This is a genomic window from Arthrobacter sp. EPSL27 (genome assembly GCF_001512305.1).
Lineage (GTDB): Bacteria > Actinomycetota > Actinomycetes > Actinomycetales > Micrococcaceae > Arthrobacter.
Genome location: NZ_LNUT01000004.1, coordinates 301,581 through 317,954, shown reverse-complemented (window position 1 = coordinate 317,954; position 16,374 = coordinate 301,581). Strand labels below are relative to the sequence as shown.

The 16,374-nt window shown below is 68.5% G+C and carries 16 protein-coding genes; 5 read left to right on the top strand and 11 right to left on the bottom strand.

The genetic code is table 11. The features are described 5' to 3' along the window. Positions 1–3: 3 nt before the first annotated feature. Complete coding sequence (locus AR539_RS06245) at positions 4–1,563, top strand: sensor histidine kinase (protein WP_197410602.1); 1,560 nt, start codon at positions 4–6, stop codon at positions 1,561–1,563. A 120-nt stretch (positions 1,564–1,683) separates the two neighbouring features. Further along, entirely contained in the window at positions 1,684–1,971 is a 288-nt protein-coding gene (locus AR539_RS06240; RefSeq protein ID WP_066433726.1) for a WXG100 family type VII secretion target, read from the top strand. A gap of 27 nt (positions 1,972–1,998) precedes the next feature. On the opposite strand, the gene AR539_RS06235 is transcribed toward AR539_RS06240, so the two are convergent. From AR539_RS06235 to AR539_RS06210, 6 genes are all read right to left on the bottom strand, one after another. Further along, on the bottom strand, positions 1,999–2,970 hold the full coding sequence (locus AR539_RS06235; protein ID WP_066433721.1) for a ribonuclease HI family protein: 972 nt from the start codon (positions 2,968–2,970) through the stop codon (positions 1,999–2,001). 139 nt (positions 2,971–3,109) lie between these two features. Then, positions 3,110–4,747: a chaperonin GroEL gene (gene groL, locus AR539_RS06230; protein WP_066433719.1), complete on the bottom strand. Its 1,638-nt coding sequence runs from the start codon at positions 4,745–4,747 to the stop codon at positions 3,110–3,112. Positions 4,748–5,066: 319 nt separating this feature from the next. Next, positions 5,067–6,281 carry an ABC transporter substrate-binding protein gene (locus AR539_RS06225; RefSeq protein WP_082699309.1) on the bottom strand — a complete coding sequence of 405 codons (1,215 nt, stop codon included), beginning with the start codon at positions 6,279–6,281 and terminating at the stop codon, positions 5,067–5,069. Positions 6,282–6,409: 128 nt separating this feature from the next. Further along, positions 6,410–6,613 carry a cold-shock protein gene (locus AR539_RS06220; protein ID WP_066436162.1) on the bottom strand — a complete coding sequence of 68 codons (204 nt, stop codon included), beginning with the start codon at positions 6,611–6,613 and terminating at the stop codon, positions 6,410–6,412. 173 nt (positions 6,614–6,786) lie between these two features. After that, a complete protein-coding gene (locus AR539_RS06215) occupies positions 6,787–7,419 on the bottom strand; it encodes a LytR C-terminal domain-containing protein (protein ID WP_066436157.1) in 633 nt (210 codons plus the stop codon). A gap of 81 nt (positions 7,420–7,500) precedes the next feature. Then, positions 7,501–7,818, bottom strand: a complete 318-nt coding sequence (locus tag AR539_RS06210) for a DUF3263 domain-containing protein (protein WP_066433717.1) — start codon at positions 7,816–7,818, stop codon at positions 7,501–7,503. Positions 7,819–7,954: 136 nt separating this feature from the next. On the opposite strand from AR539_RS06210, the gene AR539_RS06205 reads away from it, so the two are divergent. Beyond that, positions 7,955–8,740, top strand: a complete 786-nt coding sequence (locus AR539_RS06205; RefSeq protein WP_231728506.1) for a uracil-DNA glycosylase — start codon at positions 7,955–7,957, stop codon at positions 8,738–8,740. Positions 8,741–8,822: 82 nt separating this feature from the next. Continuing rightward, a complete protein-coding gene (locus AR539_RS06200; RefSeq protein ID WP_066433714.1) occupies positions 8,823–9,662 on the top strand; it encodes a siderophore-interacting protein in 840 nt (279 codons plus the stop codon). Between the two features lie 42 nt (positions 9,663–9,704). Here AR539_RS06200 and AR539_RS06195 read toward each other — a convergent pair whose 3' ends face one another. Both AR539_RS06195 and AR539_RS06190 read right to left on the bottom strand, forming a co-directional pair. Continuing rightward, positions 9,705–11,201, bottom strand: a complete 1,497-nt coding sequence (locus AR539_RS06195; RefSeq protein WP_066433711.1) for a threonine/serine ThrE exporter family protein — start codon at positions 11,199–11,201, stop codon at positions 9,705–9,707. Positions 11,202–11,231: 30 nt separating this feature from the next. Next, positions 11,232–12,305 (bottom strand): lipid II:glycine glycyltransferase FemX, encoded by a 1,074-nt coding sequence (locus tag AR539_RS06190; RefSeq protein WP_066433707.1) that lies wholly within the window; start codon positions 12,303–12,305, stop codon positions 11,232–11,234. A gap of 139 nt (positions 12,306–12,444) precedes the next feature. On the opposite strand from AR539_RS06190, the gene AR539_RS06185 reads away from it, so the two are divergent. Further along, positions 12,445–12,999, top strand: coding sequence for a TspO/MBR family protein (locus AR539_RS06185; RefSeq protein WP_066433697.1), 555 nt, complete (start codon positions 12,445–12,447; stop codon positions 12,997–12,999). 16 nt (positions 13,000–13,015) lie between these two features. Here AR539_RS06185 and AR539_RS06180 read toward each other — a convergent pair whose 3' ends face one another. The 3 genes from AR539_RS06180 to gcvH all read right to left on the bottom strand — a co-directional run bounded on the left by AR539_RS06180 (position 13,016) and on the right by gcvH (position 16,300). Beyond that, positions 13,016–14,413: an L-serine ammonia-lyase gene (locus tag AR539_RS06180; protein ID WP_066433694.1), complete on the bottom strand. Its 1,398-nt coding sequence runs from the start codon at positions 14,411–14,413 to the stop codon at positions 13,016–13,018. Positions 14,414–14,594: 181 nt separating this feature from the next. Next, on the bottom strand, positions 14,595–15,917 hold the full coding sequence (gene glyA / locus AR539_RS06175; protein ID WP_066433692.1) for a serine hydroxymethyltransferase: 1,323 nt from the start codon (positions 15,915–15,917) through the stop codon (positions 14,595–14,597). Further along, entirely contained in the window at positions 15,914–16,300 is a 387-nt protein-coding gene (gene gcvH, locus AR539_RS06170) for a glycine cleavage system protein GcvH (RefSeq protein WP_066433689.1), read from the bottom strand. The genes glyA and gcvH overlap by 4 nt, the downstream gene beginning before the upstream one ends. Positions 16,301–16,374: the final 74 nt, after the last annotated feature.

Below are 16,374 nucleotides of genomic sequence, written 5' to 3'. Positions count from 1 at the left end.
TTGCTGCTGCACCGGTGGAAGTCTGCGTCGCTGAGGTCCCAGCTCGTCGCCATCATGACCGCGCTGATGCTGGTGGCCCTCACCGTCACCGGCGCCGGGACCCTCACCCTGCTGCACAGCTACCTGCAGGGGCAGGTCGACGACAAACTCCGGGCCGCGGTCGCCTCCGTGCGCCAGCAGCAGTCCTTCAGCCAGCTGCAGGACCAGAACCAGAGAATCCCCACGGACTATTCCCTGATGCTTTTCACGCCCGGCCAGCAGGCGGTGCCGTTCGGCGGCAACAAGGAACTGCACCCGGATATCACCAGCTTCACCGCCGCCGAAGCCGCGGAACGCGAACAGAACCCGTTCCAGGTCCGCGGCACCGACGGGCGCAACTGGCGGGTGGTGGCACTCAACGTCGTGGACAGCAACCAGCGGAGCTGGGTGGTGGTGATCGGCCTGCCGCTGTGGCCGGTCGACTCCGTGATGGAACACGCGGTCCTGGTGGTGGTCGGCGTCGGGCTGCTGACGCTCGTGACCGCTTTCTTCATCGCCACCTGGAGCATCTCCCGGTCCTTCCGGCCGCTGGGCCGCGTTGAAAAGACCGCCGCGGCGATTGCCGCCGGGGACCTGTCCCGGCGTGTGGAAATCGAAAACCCGAACACGGAAGTGGGCCGCCTGGGCAGCTCGCTCAACGCGATGCTCGCCCACATCGAGACCGCCTTCGCCGCCCGCATGGCCTCCGAGGAACGGATGCGGCGCTTCGCCGCCGACGCCTCGCACGAACTGCGCACCCCGCTCGTGACCATCCGCGGCTTCTCCGAGCTGTACCGGCACGGCGCACTGTCCACCCCGGAGGACGTGGCCACCGCCATGGGGCGGATCGAAAGCGAGGCCAAACGGATGGGGACCATGGTGGAGGACCTGCTGCTGCTCGCCAGGATCGACGAGCAGCGGCCGCTCCAGCAGAAACCCGCGGACCTGCTTCTCATCGCCAACGACGCCGTGGTGGACACCCAGGCGAGCGACCGCGGCCGGGCCATTTCGCTGACAGGGCTCGACGGCGGCGCCCCCGGGCCGGCGCCGGTCCTGGGCGACGAGGCCAAGCTGCGCCAAGTGGTGGGAAACCTCGTAGGCAACGCCCTGCGCTACACGCCCGCGGGCACACCCATCGAACTCGCCGTGGGCGTCCGGACCAACGGGGACGGCGCCCGGCAGTCCGTCATCGAGGTCCGTGACCACGGCCCCGGCGTCCCGGAGGACGAGGCGGCGCGGATCTTCGAACGGTTCTACCGGGCGGACACCTCCCGCACCCGCGAAACCGGCGGCAGCGGCCTGGGGCTGGCGATTGTCGCGGCCATTGTCGGCTCGCATGCGGGCTCCGTCCGGGTGGAGCAGACCGACGGCGGCGGCGCCACCCTGGTGGTCAGCCTGCCGTTCCTGGACGAGCTGCCGGACGAGACGGACGGCGAGGGCTGGACCAAAGATTCCGACGGCGTTCCGGACACTGTCCCCGGCCCTGCCGCGTCCGGGACATCGTCCGGCGCGGACGTCCGCTCCGGCGAGGCCGCCGGCACGTAGTTCCGCCCGGGCTGCCGCGTTTTCCACATGCGGGCACCGGCCGGTGCCTGCCCGCCCGCGCGCTGCCTAGGATCGCAGTGTCCGGAGGTTCCGGACCAGGCACAGTCGGAAGGTCATCCCATGAGCATCATTTCCGTCGACACGGAACTCCTCCAGCTCAAGTCAGCAAGCGTCAGGGCCACGGTCGACCGGATCAGCGCGGACGTGCAGGCCATGAAGCGCGGCCTTGACGAGCTGCAGGCCACGTGGCGCGGCTCGGCCGCCACCAACTTCCAGGCCCTCATCGCCGAGTGGACGCTCACCCAGGGAAAGGTTGAAGCGTCCCTCGCCTCGATCAACCAGGCCCTGGACTCCGCGGCGGCCAGCTACGCGCAGGCCGAACTGGCGAACACCCAGCGCTTCAGCTGACCGGCCCCGGGCCCGGCCCCGGGCGCCTCAGGCCTCCGGGGTGCCCTGGTGGAAGCGGAGCCGCCACTGGGCGCCGTCGTGGACCCACAGGGAGCTGCGGAGTGCCGTGCCGGACCGGGCGGTGGTGCGGTAGGTCAGGAGGACAATCTGGTCCCCCAGCCGGTCTGCGCCCAGGATTTCCACCTCGGCCGGGCCGTCCGGGTTCTCCTCCAGGGACATCATCACGGCGTCCCGCGTCCAGATCCGACCTGAACTGCCGATTTCGGTGAAGTCCGGGTGCAGCAGCACACCCGTGCGTCCGATGTCGGAGCGCGTCTCGGGCCGCAGGAGTTCACGTTCGAGGGCTTCGACGATCGCTTCGGGGCTCGCGTCCGTGCCGGGGGCCGGGGTCGGATCCTCGTCGAGCTCGCTGAAGAGGTCCGGTTCGTCGAAGAGCGTCGGCTCACCGAAGGGCTCCTGCCGGCCGGAGGGTGCTGCCTGCGGTGCTGCCTGTGATGCTGCCTGCGCGGCGGAGGCGGCCGCTTCGCCGGGGGCGGCCCCGAACCCGGGGCCCTGGCGGACAGCCACACCCTGCTGGTAGGCCGTTGCGGCGGCCCGGGCGCGGTCATCGGCCGCCTCGTTGAGGTCGTGCCCGGCGTGGCCGCGGACCCATTCGAATTTGTATTTGCGTCCGGCCAGCGCCTGGTCGATCTCCTTGAGCAGCTCGACGTTCATCACGGGCTTGCCGTCGGACTTGCGCCATCCTTTGCGCTTCCAGCCGGGCATCCATTTGGTGACGGAATTGATGACGTACTGGCTGTCACAGAGGATGTGCAGGTCCTCGCCCGGCAGGTGCGCGGTGGCGCGGAACAGGTCCAGCACGGCCATGAGCTCGCCCATGTTGTTGGTGCCGTGCGGCCATCCCCCGGCCCGCCAGCAGTCGTCGTTTACGTACCAGGCCCATCCGGCCGGGCCGGGATTTCCTAAAGCCGAACCGTCGGCTGCTGCTGTAATCGTCACTGCACTATCCTGCCAGACCTCCGCCGTGCCGGATGCGCCCTGCGGGCTTAACGCCGACGGCGGCCCCACCCGAAGGTGGGACCGCCGCCGTTTGATGCTCAGCGTTCGGGGCCGGTTGATTCAGCCCCGGACGGGGTGGTTAGAAACCGCCCATGCCGCCCATGCCGCCCATGTCGTCGCCGCCGCCCATCGGGGCACCGGCCTTCTCGGGCTTGTCGGCCACAACAGCCTCGGTGGTGAGGAACAGGCCGGCGATGGAGGCCGCGTTCTGCAGGGCAGAGCGGGTCACCTTGACCGGGTCGTTGATGCCGGCAGCCAGCAGGTCGACGTACTCGCCGGTTGCTGCGTTCAGGCCGTGGCCTGCGGGCAGGCCGCGGACCTTGTCGACCACAACGCCCGGCTCGAGGCCGGCGTTGAAGGCGATCTGCTTCAGCGGGGCGTCGATGGCAACGCGGACGATGTTCGCGCCCGTTGCCTCGTCGCCGTCGAGCTGCAGGTTGGCGAACGCCTTGGCACCGGCCTGGATCAGGGCAACGCCACCGCCGGCTACGATGCCCTCTTCAACAGCAGCCTTGGCGTTGCGGACAGCGTCCTCAATGCGGTGCTTGCGTTCCTTGAGCTCAACCTCGGTTGCGGCACCGGCCTTGATGACTGCCACGCCGCCGGCCAGCTTGGCCAGGCGCTCCTGCAGCTTCTCGCGGTCGTAGTCCGAATCGGAGTTCTCGATCTCGGCGCGGATCTGGGACACGCGGCCGGCGATCTGGTCGGCGTCGCCTGCACCCTCGACGATGGTGGTCTCGTCCTTGGTGACAACCACCTTGCGGGCGCGGCCCAGGAGTTCGAGGCCGGCGGTCTCAAGCTTGAGGCCGACTTCCTCGGAGATGACCTGGCCACCGGTGAGGATGGCGATGTCGGCCAGCTGCGCCTTGCGGCGGTCGCCGAAGCCCGGAGCCTTGACGGCGACGGACTTGAAGGTGCCGCGGATCTTGTTGACGATCAGGGTGGCCAGGGCCTCGCCCTCGATGTCCTCGGCGATGATCAGCAGCGGCTTGGACGACTGCATGACCTTTTCGAGGACCGCAACCAGTTCCTTGACGTTGGAGATCTTGGAGTTGACGATCAGGATGTACGGATCCTCAAGGACCGTTTCCTGGCGCTCGGCGTCGGTGACGAAGTAAGCGGAGATGTAGCCCTTGTCGAAGCGCATGCCTTCGGTGAGCTCGAGTTCGAGGCCGAAGGTGTTCGACTCCTCGACGGTGATGACGCCTTCCTTGCCGACCTTGTCCAGGGCTTCGGCAATCAGGGCGCCAATTTCGTTGTCACCGGCGGAGATGGACGCCGTGGCGGCAATCTCTTCCTTGGTTTCGATTTCCTTGGCGGTGGCCAGGAGCTCGCGGGTGACGGCTTCAACAGCCTTTTCGATGCCGCGCTTGAGGGACAGGGGATCAGCGCCGGCCGCGACGTTGCGCAGGCCTTCCTTGACCAGTGCCTGGGCCAGAACGGTGGCGGTGGTGGTGCCGTCGCCAGCGACGTCGTCCGTCTTCTTGGCAACTTCCTTGACCAGCTCGGCGCCGATCTTCTCGTAAGGATCGTCCAGCTCGATCTCCTTGGCGATGGACACACCATCGTTAGTGATCGTGGGGGCGCCCCACTTCTTTTCGAGGACGACGTTGCGTCCACGCGGGCCGAGGGTGACCTTGACGGCGTCGGCGAGGATGTTCAGGCCCCGCTCAAGACCGCGGCGTGCCTCTTCATCAAATGCAATGATCTTGGCCATAACGGCAGTAGTCCTTTCGGGACAGTCGTTAAGAATGAACCTTGGCTGTGGTGCCCGCGACGGACGATCCCTACCCTGCGGCCTCTGTATGCCGCACGGCGCGGGATCTCACCCAGCCAGGTGTTTCTTTCGCTCCCGGAACTGGCTGCTGCGGCGTCGCGGCCGGTGGGACCGGGGCGTCGATTTAGCAGTCAATACGCGGGAGTGCTAACTCAATAATTAGCACTCCCCCGGGGAGAGTGCAAGCAGTCGCCATGGCGGCGGGGCACCTTCCGGCGTGCTGGCGGCGCTTGGCGGAGCCCCGCTACGCTACGGGCGATTAAGTCCCGGCGCTGGTGGAGGTCTCGGAGCCGGTCCTGACGGCTGTGTTGTCCGGCCCGAAGGTGTAGAGGACATAGTTGGCGGCGGTGACGTCGCCGTTGGCATCGAAGCGGATGGGGCCGGATTCCCCGTCGTAGTCGGGGCGGTTGCCGGCCCGCACTGCGTCCAGGCACTCCTGGTAGTTCTTGCAGACCACGGCCTCGCCGGAGGGCGCCGGGTCCCCGGACGCCGGAACGGTGCCTCCGGAGACGGCGATCAGGCTGCCTGCGATGGAGGTGCCGGCGTCGTCCTGCGCGGCGGCGGCCGTGACGGCGGCGAGGTTGACGGCGTCGTAGGTTTCCGCCGCGAAGGTCATGTCCTTCAGCTCCGGGTCCACCGACACCAGTTCGCCCTGGAAGTGCGCCGAGGCGAAGTTCCCCGGCAGGATCCCCCGGGTGCCGTCGAGGGCCTTGGAACCGAGGCCCGGGCCGTACTGGTTGACGGCCCCGTCGCTGAGGATGAGCTTCTTTCCGGCGAGGCCGGCGTTGTTCAGCTCGGCGATGGCACCCTGGGCGCCTGCGCGGGCCACCACCACCACGGCGTCGGGGCCGGCGGCCTTCGCTGCAGCCGCTGCCTGCTGCGCCTGCCCCGGGGTGAACCCGGCGACTGTCGCGGTGCCCAGGCCGGACTCCTTGGCCGCGGCAGCGACGGCGGCGGACACGTCCTTGCCGTAGGCGCCCTCCTCGAACACCACTGCAAGGGATGCTGCCCCGCCGTCCTTGGCGAGCTTGGCGAGCACCGGGGCTTGGGCGACGTCGGCCGCCGCGGTGCGGAAGTAGTAGCCGTTGCTGTCGTAGGTGCTGAGCCCGCCGGCGGTGTTCGCGGGGGAAATCATGGCGATTTTGGCGCTGGAGAGGACATCGATGGCCCCTGGTGCCCGGCTGGAGTCCGTCGGGCCGATGACGACGTCGGCCTTGGCCGCTGCCAGGGCCTTGGCCTGGCCCTCGGTGTCCTCGCTCACGGTGGCCGGAAGCAGCTCCACCGGCTTGCCCTTGTGGCCGCCGGCGGCATTGATTTCCTTGACGGCGAGCTTCGCCGCGGCAAGCTGGGGGGCGTTGAGGAAGGCCTGCGGGCCCGTGTTGTCCAGGAGCAGCCCGATCCGCAGGGTTCCGTCGCCGCTGGCGTCGGCCTGCCCCACCCGGGCGCCGCCCGCCGGGCCCAAGCACGCGGTCATGGTCAGGGCGGCCGCGGCCGCCACCGCCAGGGCCCTGGCGCGCCGGGCGGGCACACCCCGGCGGCGGGCGCTGCCGGCAGGGGCGGGCGGGGTGGCTGGCTGGGCGTGCTGGGAGGCGGAGAAGGTCACTAGGCGGGCCGGACGCTCTCGGCCTGGGGGCCCTTGAGGCCTTCGCCGATTTCGAGCTCAACGCGCTGGCCCTCGTCGAGGGCACGGTAGCCTTCCCCGGCGATGGCTGACCAGTGCACAAATACGTCGGCCCCGGAATCGTCCACCGTGATGAAGCCGTAGCCCTTTTCGGCGTTAAACCATTTGACGGTTCCCAATGCCATGCTGTCCACTCTTTCGGTTGGCTTGCGGGCGGCCCACCTCGCTGTGCGCCGCGGACTGCGGGCTGTGAAGAGCACCATGCAGTTCGCAAATACTGTACCCACAGCCGCCTGCCGGTGCGCAGGGCACGGGCAGGCGCGGCCGCGAATAGTTATTCACGCGTAACCGGAATGGGCTACTGGAAGCCGGGCCCCAGGACAACGACGAGCGGCAGCTGGAACTCGGCCGAGTCCACGACGGTCTGGATGCCGAGGAGTTCGCCGAGGGCCTCGGCGTTCGCCTCCTGCGCGGCGCCCTTGTAGAAAATGACGGAGCGCTGCTGGGGCACCCCGCCCCAGTTGCCGAGGGTTCCGAGTTTCCAGCCGGCGCTGGAGACCGTACCGCCCACGCGGCTCGCCAGTCCGCCGGTGGTGGTGCCGTTGAAAATGGCCACCGGCTGGGTCTTGTCGACGGCGGCAGCGGCGGCTGTCGGGGCAGGCGGGTCCGACGGGGTGGCGGACGGAGACGGCGTCGCGGTGGCCGCCGGAGTGGAGGGTGCCGGGGTGGACGCGGCGGGCTCCGGGGAGGCCGCAGCGCTGCTGCCGCCCTGTTCCGCGGAGACGGCGGCCACGGTGTTTCCGGCGCTTGAGAGCCCGAGCTTGGGCAGGAACAGGAACGCCACGAGTCCTACGACCAGGGCTGCGGCGCCGACGGCGAGGATGGGAGCCAGACGACGGCCGCCGCGGGACTCGGCGACGGCCCGGTGGACACCCTGGCGCGTGGAGGTCTCCGGGACCCGATCAAATTCATCCCGAGCATATTTGGTCATGGTAAAAGCGACGTCCTTGCTGATTTCCGACGAATTGCCCACGCCGGCCGGTCCGCGGGAATCCGCGCATCCGGCTGTGCCTTACGCGTCTGAACCCAATCGGCGGGCAGTGCGGGCACGTTGGCGTGACGTACGTAGTCTACGCAATCTCTTCACCAACATCGGATCGTGGGCCAGCGCCTCTTCGGTATCGATGAGGGCATTGAGGATCTGGTAGTAGTGCGTGGCGGAGAGGTCGAAGAGCTCGCGGATGGCCTGTTCCTTCGCCCCGGCGTACTTCCACCACTGCCGTTCCAGCGCGAGCATCTGCTGGTCCCGGCTGCTCAGCGGCGACTGGGCGCTGGTTCCGGCGGCGTCCGGTTCCTGCGTTGGAAGGTGTTCCTGCGCTTGCTCGGCCATGACACACTCCCTGGTGGTTGCAGTCCTGATGGTTCCAGCGCTGGGGCGAGGGCGCGGCTGGTTCCGGTGAAAAGTCTCCCCCCATGCTACGGGCGAATAACAGGGTTGTCATTTGCCGTCCTGCGAGAATGGCCCTGTGCCAATCTCCGATTCCCGCGACACCGATGCCCTGTTCGACCTGGACGACCCCTCGGACGGCGATGCCGGATTCGCCGAACTGGGCCGCCTCCCGTTGGAGGATTTGGTGGCCCCCGGCTGGGCGGAGGCGCTGGCGCCGGTCGAGGGGAAGCTCCGTGACGTCTTGGCCTTCCTGGGCCGGGAAGCAGCCGCCGGGCACCCGGTCCTGCCGGCGCCGTCGAACGTCCTGCGGGCATTCCGGCAGCCGCTGGCGGACGTCCGGGTGCTGATTGTGGGCCAGGACCCGTATCCGACGCCGGGCCACGCCGTGGGGCTGTCCTTCGCGGTGGGCGGCTCCACCCGCCCCATCCCGCGCAGCCTCGCCAACATCTACAAGGAACTCGACGCCGACCTGGGGCTGCCGCCGCGGGTCCACGGCGACCTCAGCCGCTGGGCGGAGCAGGGGGTGCTGCTGCTGAACAGGGTCCTGAGTGTCCGCGCCGGGGAGGCCGGTTCGCACCGGAACAAGGGGTGGGAAGCCGTCACGGCTGCGGCGATCAGTGCCGTGGCGGACCGCACCGCCGCCGACGGCGGCCGCGCCCCGCTCGTGGCAATCCTGTGGGGGAAGGATGCGGAGAGCGTCCGGCCGCTGCTCGGTTCGACGCCGGTGATCGCCAGCGCCCACCCCAGCCCGTTGTCCGCGTCGCGGGGGTTCTTCGGTTCCCGGCCGTTCAGCCGGGCCAATTCGCTGCTCCGGGAGCAGGGGGACGGCACCGTGGATTGGGAGCTGCCGCCGCTGCCCTGACCGGCTGCAGGAGGCCGCTGGAGCGGCCGTCCGGGCTTCACAGGAGGGGCTCCGCCCGGGCTTCTTGGTTACGCTTAGCACCATGACTTCAGTGCCCGCCGCCACCTCGGCCAACCGGAAATCCCGCCCGCAGACCAATCTCACGGTCCTGCGGCGCGAGCAGCTCTCGCCGCACATGGTGCGGATTGTCGCCGGCGGCCCCGGCTTCGCCGGCTACGTGAACAACGCCTTTGTGGACCGGTACGTCAAGATCGTGTTTCCCCAGCCCGGGATCACCTACCCCGAACCGCTGGACCTCTGGGAAGTCCGGGACACCATGCCCCGCGCCCAGTGGCCGCACACCCGGACGTACACCGTCCGCTGGGTGGACGAGGCCGCCGGGGAGCTTGCCATCGACTTCGTGATCCACGGCGATGAGGGCCTGGCGGGTCCGTGGGCCGCGGCGGCCAAGCCGGGAGATTCCCTGATTTTCACGGGCCCGGGCGGCGGGTACAACCCGGATCCGGACGCGGACTGGTATTTGTTCGCCGGCGACGAGTCTGCCCTGCCCGCCATCGGAGCCTCCATCGAGGCGCTGCAGGCGGACGCCCGCGGCCTCGCCTTCCTCGAAGTGGACAGCGACGCCGACATCCAGGCCATTGCCGCGCCCGTCGGCGTGGAACTGCACTGGCTGTTGCGCGGCGGAGTTCCCGCCGGCGCCAGCGACCTGCTGGTCAGCGCGGTGCGCGACGCCGCCTGGCTGTCCGGGCGGGTGCAGGTCTTTGCGCATGGGGAGCGCGGCTATATGAAGAGCCTGCGCGACGTGCTGTACGTGCAGCGCGGCCTGGAACGCTCCCAGGTGTCGCTGTCCGGGTACTGGGCGAAGGGCCGGGTGGAGGACGACTTCCAGGCCGAGAAGAAGCTCCCCATCGGTCAAATCTGACGCAGGCCAGATCTAACGCAGGCCAGATCTAACCGGCCAGATCTAGCGGCGCCGCGCCCGGCGTCGTTCGTTGCTGGCCTGTCCCCGGGTCAGGGGCCGGGCCAGGGTGTCGCCCAGCACAATGCCGGCCGCGACACCCATCACGATGGCGCCGGCGTTGAGCATTCCCCCGGCCCCCAGCAGGATCTCGGATTCCTCGATCGTCAACACATACATCGATCGGAATATGGTGAGTCCGGGAAGCAGGATCAGGGCGGCCGGGACGGCCACAACCAGCTGCGGGGCGCCCATCCGGAGCGCCACCACCCGGGCCAGCAGGCCGATCACAACAGCGGCGAGAGCCGGGGAGAACCGCGGACCGATGCCGAGGGCGTCGCCTCCGATCAGGACCAGGTAGCCCACCACACCGACGGCCGCCGTCGGCAGCAGCAGCGTCCAGCTGGTCTGTTCGGTGATGCCGATCATGAGAACCGCAATGGCGATCAGGATGACCACCACCCAGAGGTCATACGCCGGCGGGAATGTTTCGGTGACGTCGATCGGCTCCATCCCCGTCATGTCCCCCACCACGAAGCCCACGGCGATTCCGGCCACCAGCGCACCGAAGGTCAGCATCGTGGACAGGAACCGGCCGGCCGCCGTGACCGGGAAGCCGTTGATGGCGTCCTGGACCGACGACACGAGGCGCCCGGTCGGCAGGAGCAGCAGGATGCCGCCCACCACCACGATGGCCGGGGCGATCTGGATCCCCACCAGGGGCCCGAACCGCCACAGCAGCAGGGCGACGAAGGTGACCAGGAAGGAACACGCGGCGGTGATGAAGAAGTCCGGGGTGCGCCAGCGGCCCAGCTGCCGGGCCAGCAGGCTGACCAGGAGGTTGGACACAAACGCGATCGCGGAGGCGCCCGGCCCGCCGCCCAGGACGCCGACGAACGCGGCGGAGAAGATGCCGAACGCCACGGTGACCATCCAACGCGGGAACGGCTTCGCGCTGCGGGTGATCTCCTCCAGCCGGCGCACGGCCTCGTCGCGGCCCACCCCGCCGGCGACGATCTCGGTGACCAGCTGGTGCACCTGGGAGAGCCCGGCGTAGTTGTTGGTCCATGACCGCACCACACGCAGCAGCGAAATGGGGGTCTGGTCCTTGGGGGCGTAGTTGATGGCCACCGACTGGTTGGTGATGTCCACCTCGATGTGTTTGAGGCCCAGCGCTGCCGTAATGGCGATGATGCTGGTTTCGACTTCGAGCGCTCCGGCGCCGTACCGGAACATCGACTCGGCCAGGTGCAGGGCGAAGTCGATGGTCTTGCGCGCCGAGGTGTCCACCCCGCCCACCTGGATCATCGGGTTGGCGTAGGGGCTGCCGGCGAGGCGGTCCACGATGCTCATCGGGGCGGTGGGCGGGTTCTCCCCCTGGACCAGGCGGCGGAGCATCCGCTTGGCTGCAGCGTTCTGCCGCACCTGTGTGGGCGACATCGGCTCGGTCTTGGGCAGTGCGTCGGTGGGCGGCCTGCGGCGGCCGTCAGGTTCCTTCGTCATTCCGGCGTTCTCGGTTTCCGTGGTGCCGGTTTAGTAGAACTGCTGGCCAGTGCGGCGGGTGTAAAGCTGGCGCGCAACGCGCTCCCCCGCGGCCATCCAGGCCTTGTACTTGAGCGGGCTCAGCACCTGGTCGTAGCAGCCGACAAAATCGGTCACTGTCTTGCTGAAGCTGGTCTTGAACAGGCCCAGTCCGTGGAACGGGTTGGAGGTGTCCTTGAGCTGGTCGCTGGGCGGTGTGCCGCAGAAGTCGTATTCGGTGCAGCCGAGTTCCTTGAGCTGGTTGATCGCCGTCCACTGCACCAGGTGGGAGTCGCCGTACTGGGCGCGCTTCTGCAGCGAGCCGCCGTCCTTGTAAGTGCCCTTGCGGCCGTAGTTGATCACGAAGGCGCCCACCGAGGGGACGCCGTTCTCATAGACGAACAGCAGCCGCCCCTGGCCCCGGTCGATGAAGTTAGTCCAGAACTGGCGGTAGTAGCCGTACTCGCGGACGCGCACCTGGGACTTGGCCTCCACCGTGTTGGTCATCAGCGCGTACATGGCGCGGAAGTTCTCCTCCGTGGGCTCCACGTTGCGCACCTCGACACCTTCACGGATGGCGCGGCGGACGGCGTTGCGGCCCCGGGAGTGCAGATTGCGCAGCAGCTGGTTCTCTTCCGGGGAGATGTCCAGGAGCGCAGTCGAGTCGTTGGGCTGCAGGTTGTGGGTCTTGACCAGCCCGGCGCCTTCGATCACGGCCCGGGCCTCCTCGGAGAGCACGATGTCCGGCTCGATCTTGATGGCGAAGACCCCCAGCCGGGCGCGCTTGACGAACTCGGCGTTGGCCGCGGCGATGCCCGGGATGTCCTCGACGGCGGCAACGTCCGGGCCCTTGATGAGATACCAGAGCTTGCCCAGGAGCGGGAACGACTTTTCCAGGACCAGGTTGTAGCTGGTGTAGTCCGCGGTCTCGTAGACCAGATGCCGGGGCTTCCAGCCGAAGTGCTGCTTGACCTGGGCGAAGGCTTCCGACTGCAGGAGGTTGCCGCCGTTGGGGTTCGCGGTGACATGGGCATCCCAGTTGGCGATCTCTTCGGCAGAGGCAAAGCGGGCAGTGAATTCACGCAAGGGTGCGGTATCCAATCATTGCGGTACGAGCTTCGGCGGCATGCGGACATGCAGATTCAAGTCTATCCGCCGGTACCCGCGGCCCGGTTCCGCGGCAGGCCTGCGGTCCGTCCCGCGGCAAAACGGCTACGCTGGAAGCATGCCGCAGGATCAGCAACCACCAGCCGCCGGGTCCGCACTCCAGGGCCAGAAAACCGGAAAGCCCGCATGGGGCCCCCAGGTGCTGGCACTGCTGGTTTTCCTCGCGGCTTCCGCCCTTGTTGCGGGGCTCGGCGGGCTGGCCTCCGCCGCCAACGTCGACGGCTGGTACGCCACCGCGGACAAGGCCCCGTGGTCGCCGCCGAACTGGCTGTTCGGTCCGGTCTGGACCTTCCTCTACATCGCGATGGCCGTCGCCGCCTGGCTGGTCTGGCGCAAGCGGGCCGAGGGAACCCGGCGTGCCCTCACCGTGTACGCCGTCCAGCTGGTGCTGAACCTGCTGTGGACGCCGGTGTTCTTCGGGCTGTACCCGACGCTGGGAACGCCCGCCCTGTGGATCGCCTTCGGCATCATCGCGGCCCTGGCCGTGGCCGTGGCCGTCACGGTGATGCGGTTCGGGCCCATCAGCCGGGTGGCAGGGCTGCTGATGCTGCCCTACCTGACCTGGGTGGTCTTCGCCTCGTCGCTGAACCTTTGGGCCGCACTGAACAACTGACCGCTGAACAACTGACTCAGCACTCCACCACGTTCACCGCGAGGCCGCCCATCGCGGTTTCCTTGTACTTGGAGCTCATGTCCTTGCCGGTTTCCCGCATGGTCACGATCACTTCATCCAGCGAGACCCGGTGCGTGCCGTCGCCCCACAGCGCCATCTTGGCGGCGTTGATGGCCTTCGCGGCGGCGATGGCGTTGCGTTCGATGCAGGGCACCTGCACCAGCCCGCCGATGGGGTCGCAGGTCAGGCCCAGGTTGTGCTCCATGGCGATTTCCGCGGCGTTCTCCACCTGCTGCGGGGTGCCGCCCATGACTTCGGCCAGGCCGGCGGCGGCCATCGACGACGCCGAGCCCACCTCGCCCTGGCAGCCCACCTCCGCACCGGAGATGGACGCCTGTTCCTTGTACAGCACGCCGATGGCGGCGGCGGTCAGCAGGAACCTGACCACCACGTCGTCGCGGTCGGCCTGGGTGGCCTTGTCCATGCCGGGGGCGAAGTGCAGGGCGTAGTAGAGCACGGCGGGGATGATGCCGGCGGCGCCGTTGGTGGGTGCCGTGACTACCCGGCCGCCGGAGGCGTTTTCCTCGTTCACGGCGAGGGCGATCAGGTTCACCCATTCCTGCCAGTACTTGGGGTCCCGGTCCTTGTCTTCCTTCAGGAGGCGTTCATGCCAGTCAGGGGCCCGACGGCGGACCTTGAGCCCGCCGGGCAGCAGGCCCTCGCGCTTGAGGCTGACGTCGACGCAGCCCTCCATCACGGAGTAGATGTGCAGCAGGCCCTCGCGGATCTCCTCCTCGGACCGCGACGCCCGTTCGTTGATCATCATGATCTGGCCGATCGAGAGTCCCTTGGACTGGCAGCGGCCCAGCAGTTCCGCGGCGGTGCGGAAGGGCAGGGGCAGTTCCTTCTTAGATTCGTCGAGTTCCTTGAGTGCGGCGTCCTCCTCGCCCTCACGGACGATAAAACCGCCGCCCACGGAGAAGAATGTTGCCTGGTGCAGGGTTTCCCCGTCGGCGTCGGACACCGTGAACGTCATGCCGTTGGTGTGCCGCGGAAGGATGGTCAGCGGACGCAGGACCATGTCCTGGACCCCGTAGGGAAGCTCGACGGAGCCTGCCAGCTGCAGTTTGCCCGTCTCGGCAATCGTGGCCAGCCGCTCCTCCACCTCGTCGGGGAGGATCAGCTCCGGGTGGTAGCCCTCCAGGCCGAGCAGGATCGCGGTCATGGTGCCGTGCCCGTGGCCGGTCGCGGCGAGGGAACCGTAGAGGTCAACGCGCAGTGACGCCACACGGTCGAGATCGCCGGAGGCTTTGAGTTCTTCGGCGAACACCGCAGCGGCCCGCATGGGTCCCACGGTGTGCGAACTCGAGGGCCCGATCCCAATAGAGAAAAGATCAAAGACGCCAACAGCCATGGCCGGGTTCCTAACTGGATAAATGTGGAGATGGAGCGGAGGGTGAGCTGCCCTCGAGGGGCCGGCGGAGCCGGGCTTTTCGAAAGCGTGCGTCTAAGCGAGGAACGAGCGAGCACGCGTGGAAAGTCCGGTCCGCCGGACCCGGAGCCAGCCCCTGAAGGAGCCGGCCCCGGGATGGGCTCTACCCGAGGTTCGTGACCGAGGGGTAGAGCGGGTGGGCGGCGGCGAGGGCCTCGACGCGGGCGCGCAGGCCGGAGAGGTCCGTACCGGCGTCGGCGGTCAGTGCCTCGGCGATGATGTCGGCGACTTCGGTGAAGGCCGCTTCGCCGAACCCGCGGGTGGCCAGGGCCGGGGTGCCGATGCGCAGCCCGGAGGTGACCATGGGCGGGCGCGGGTCGAACGGGACGGCGTTGCGGTTGACCGTGATGTCGATCGCGGCGAGGCGGTCCTCGGCTTCCTGGCCGTTGAGTTCGCAGTCGCGCAGGTCCACGAGGACCAGGTGGACGTCGGTGCCGCCGGAGATCACGTTGATGCCCTTGGCGGTGACGTCGGGCTGGACCAGCCGGTCGGCGAGGATCCGGGCGCCGGCGAGGACGCGTTCCTGGCGTTCCTTGAACTCCGGGGAGGCGGCGATCTTGAAGGCCACGGCTTTGCCGGCGATGACGTGCTCCAGCGGGCCGCCCTGCTGGCCCGGGAACACGGCTGAGTTGATCTTTTTGGCGACGTCGGGGTCGTTGGTCAGGATGATGCCGCCGCGCGGACCGGCGAGGGTCTTGTGCGTGGTGGAGGTGGTGACGTGGGCGTGCGGGACCGGGGAGGGGTGGAGCCCGGCGGCCACCAGGCCGGCGAAGTGGGCCATGTCGACCATGAGGTAGGCGCCCACGGAGTCGGCGATCCGGCGGAACTCGGCGAAGTCCAGCTGCCGGGCGTACGCGGACCAGCCGGCCACGATCAGCTGTGGTTTGTGTTCCTGGGCGAGGCGTTCGACCTCGGCCATGTCGATCCGGTGGTCGTCCTCGCGGACCTGGTACGGGATGACGTTGTAGAGCCGGCCGGAGAAGTTGATCTTCATGCCGTGGGTGAGGTGGCCGCCGTGGGCCAGGTTCAGGCCCATGATGGTGTCGCCCGGGCGGATCAGGGCGTGCATCACGGAGGCGTTGGCCTGCGCGCCGGAGTGCGGCTGGACGTTCGCGTACTCAGCGCCGAAGAGGGCCTTGACCCGGTCGATCGCGAGCTGTTCGATGACGTCCACGTGCTCGCAGCCGCCGTAGTAGCGCTTGCCCGGGTAGCCCTCGGCGTACTTGTTGGTCAGCACCGAGCCCTGCGCCTGCATCACGGCCCGGGCGGTGTGGTTCTCCGAGGCGATCATTTCCAGGCCGTCGCGCTGGCGGCCCAGCTCGGCGTCGATCTTCGCCGCGATCTCCGGGTCCAGGGCGGACAGGTCCGCGTCCAGCGACGGGGAAACCACCTGCTCGAACGCGGTGTCCGTGCTGGCGCCGCTCACAGTTCGCCGCCGTTCTTGGAGGCGTATTCCTGGGCCGAGAGCAGCGGGCCCTCGGATTCGGCGGCCACCTTGAACAGCCAGCCGGCGCCGTACGGGTCGCTGTTGATCAGCGCCGGATCCGACACCACGGCGTCGTTGATCTCGGTGACCTCGCCCGTGACCGGGGCGTACAGGTCCGAAACGGACTTGGTCGACTCGACCTCGCCGCAGGTCTCCCCCGCGGTCACCGCGGAGCCAACCTCGGGCAGGTCCACGTAGACAATGTCGCCGAGGGCGTCCGTGGCGACGGCGGAGATGCCGATGGACACGACGTTTGATCCCGCGTCGCGGGCAACCCACTCATGCTCGTCGGAGTACTGAAGTTCGGGAGCTACTTTTGCCATGGATTTTTCCTAAGTCTTAGAGGGTCAAGAACGCTGAAGAGATAAGGGGGCGCGAAGCACACCGCCGGCGGCCG

Bases quoted from the DNA above. Each gene is read 5' to 3' on its own strand.
- AR539_RS06240 (WP_066433726.1), top strand. From the start codon at position 1,684: ATGAGCATCATTTCCGTCGACACGGAACTCCTCCAGCTCAAGTCAGCA.
- groL (WP_066433719.1), bottom strand. From the start codon at position 4,747: ATGGCCAAGATCATTGCATTTGATGAAGAGGCACGCCGCGGTCTTGAG.
- AR539_RS06225 (WP_082699309.1), bottom strand. From the start codon at position 6,281: ATGACCGCGTGCTTGGGCCCGGCGGGCGGCGCCCGGGTGGGGCAGGCC.
- AR539_RS06220 (WP_066436162.1), bottom strand. From the start codon at position 6,613: ATGGCATTGGGAACCGTCAAATGGTTTAACGCCGAAAAGGGCTACGGC.
- AR539_RS06215 (WP_066436157.1), bottom strand. From the start codon at position 7,419: ATGACCAAATATGCTCGGGATGAATTTGATCGGGTCCCGGAGACCTCC.
- AR539_RS06210 (WP_066433717.1), bottom strand. From the start codon at position 7,818: ATGGCCGAGCAAGCGCAGGAACACCTTCCAACGCAGGAACCGGACGCC.
- AR539_RS06200 (WP_066433714.1), top strand. From the start codon at position 8,823: ATGACTTCAGTGCCCGCCGCCACCTCGGCCAACCGGAAATCCCGCCCG.
- AR539_RS06195 (WP_066433711.1), bottom strand. From the start codon at position 11,201: ATGACGAAGGAACCTGACGGCCGCCGCAGGCCGCCCACCGACGCACTG.
- AR539_RS06185 (WP_066433697.1), top strand. From the start codon at position 12,445: ATGCCGCAGGATCAGCAACCACCAGCCGCCGGGTCCGCACTCCAGGGC.
- AR539_RS06180 (WP_066433694.1), bottom strand. From the start codon at position 14,413: ATGGCTGTTGGCGTCTTTGATCTTTTCTCTATTGGGATCGGGCCCTCG.
- gcvH (WP_066433689.1), bottom strand. From the start codon at position 16,300: ATGGCAAAAGTAGCTCCCGAACTTCAGTACTCCGACGAGCATGAGTGG.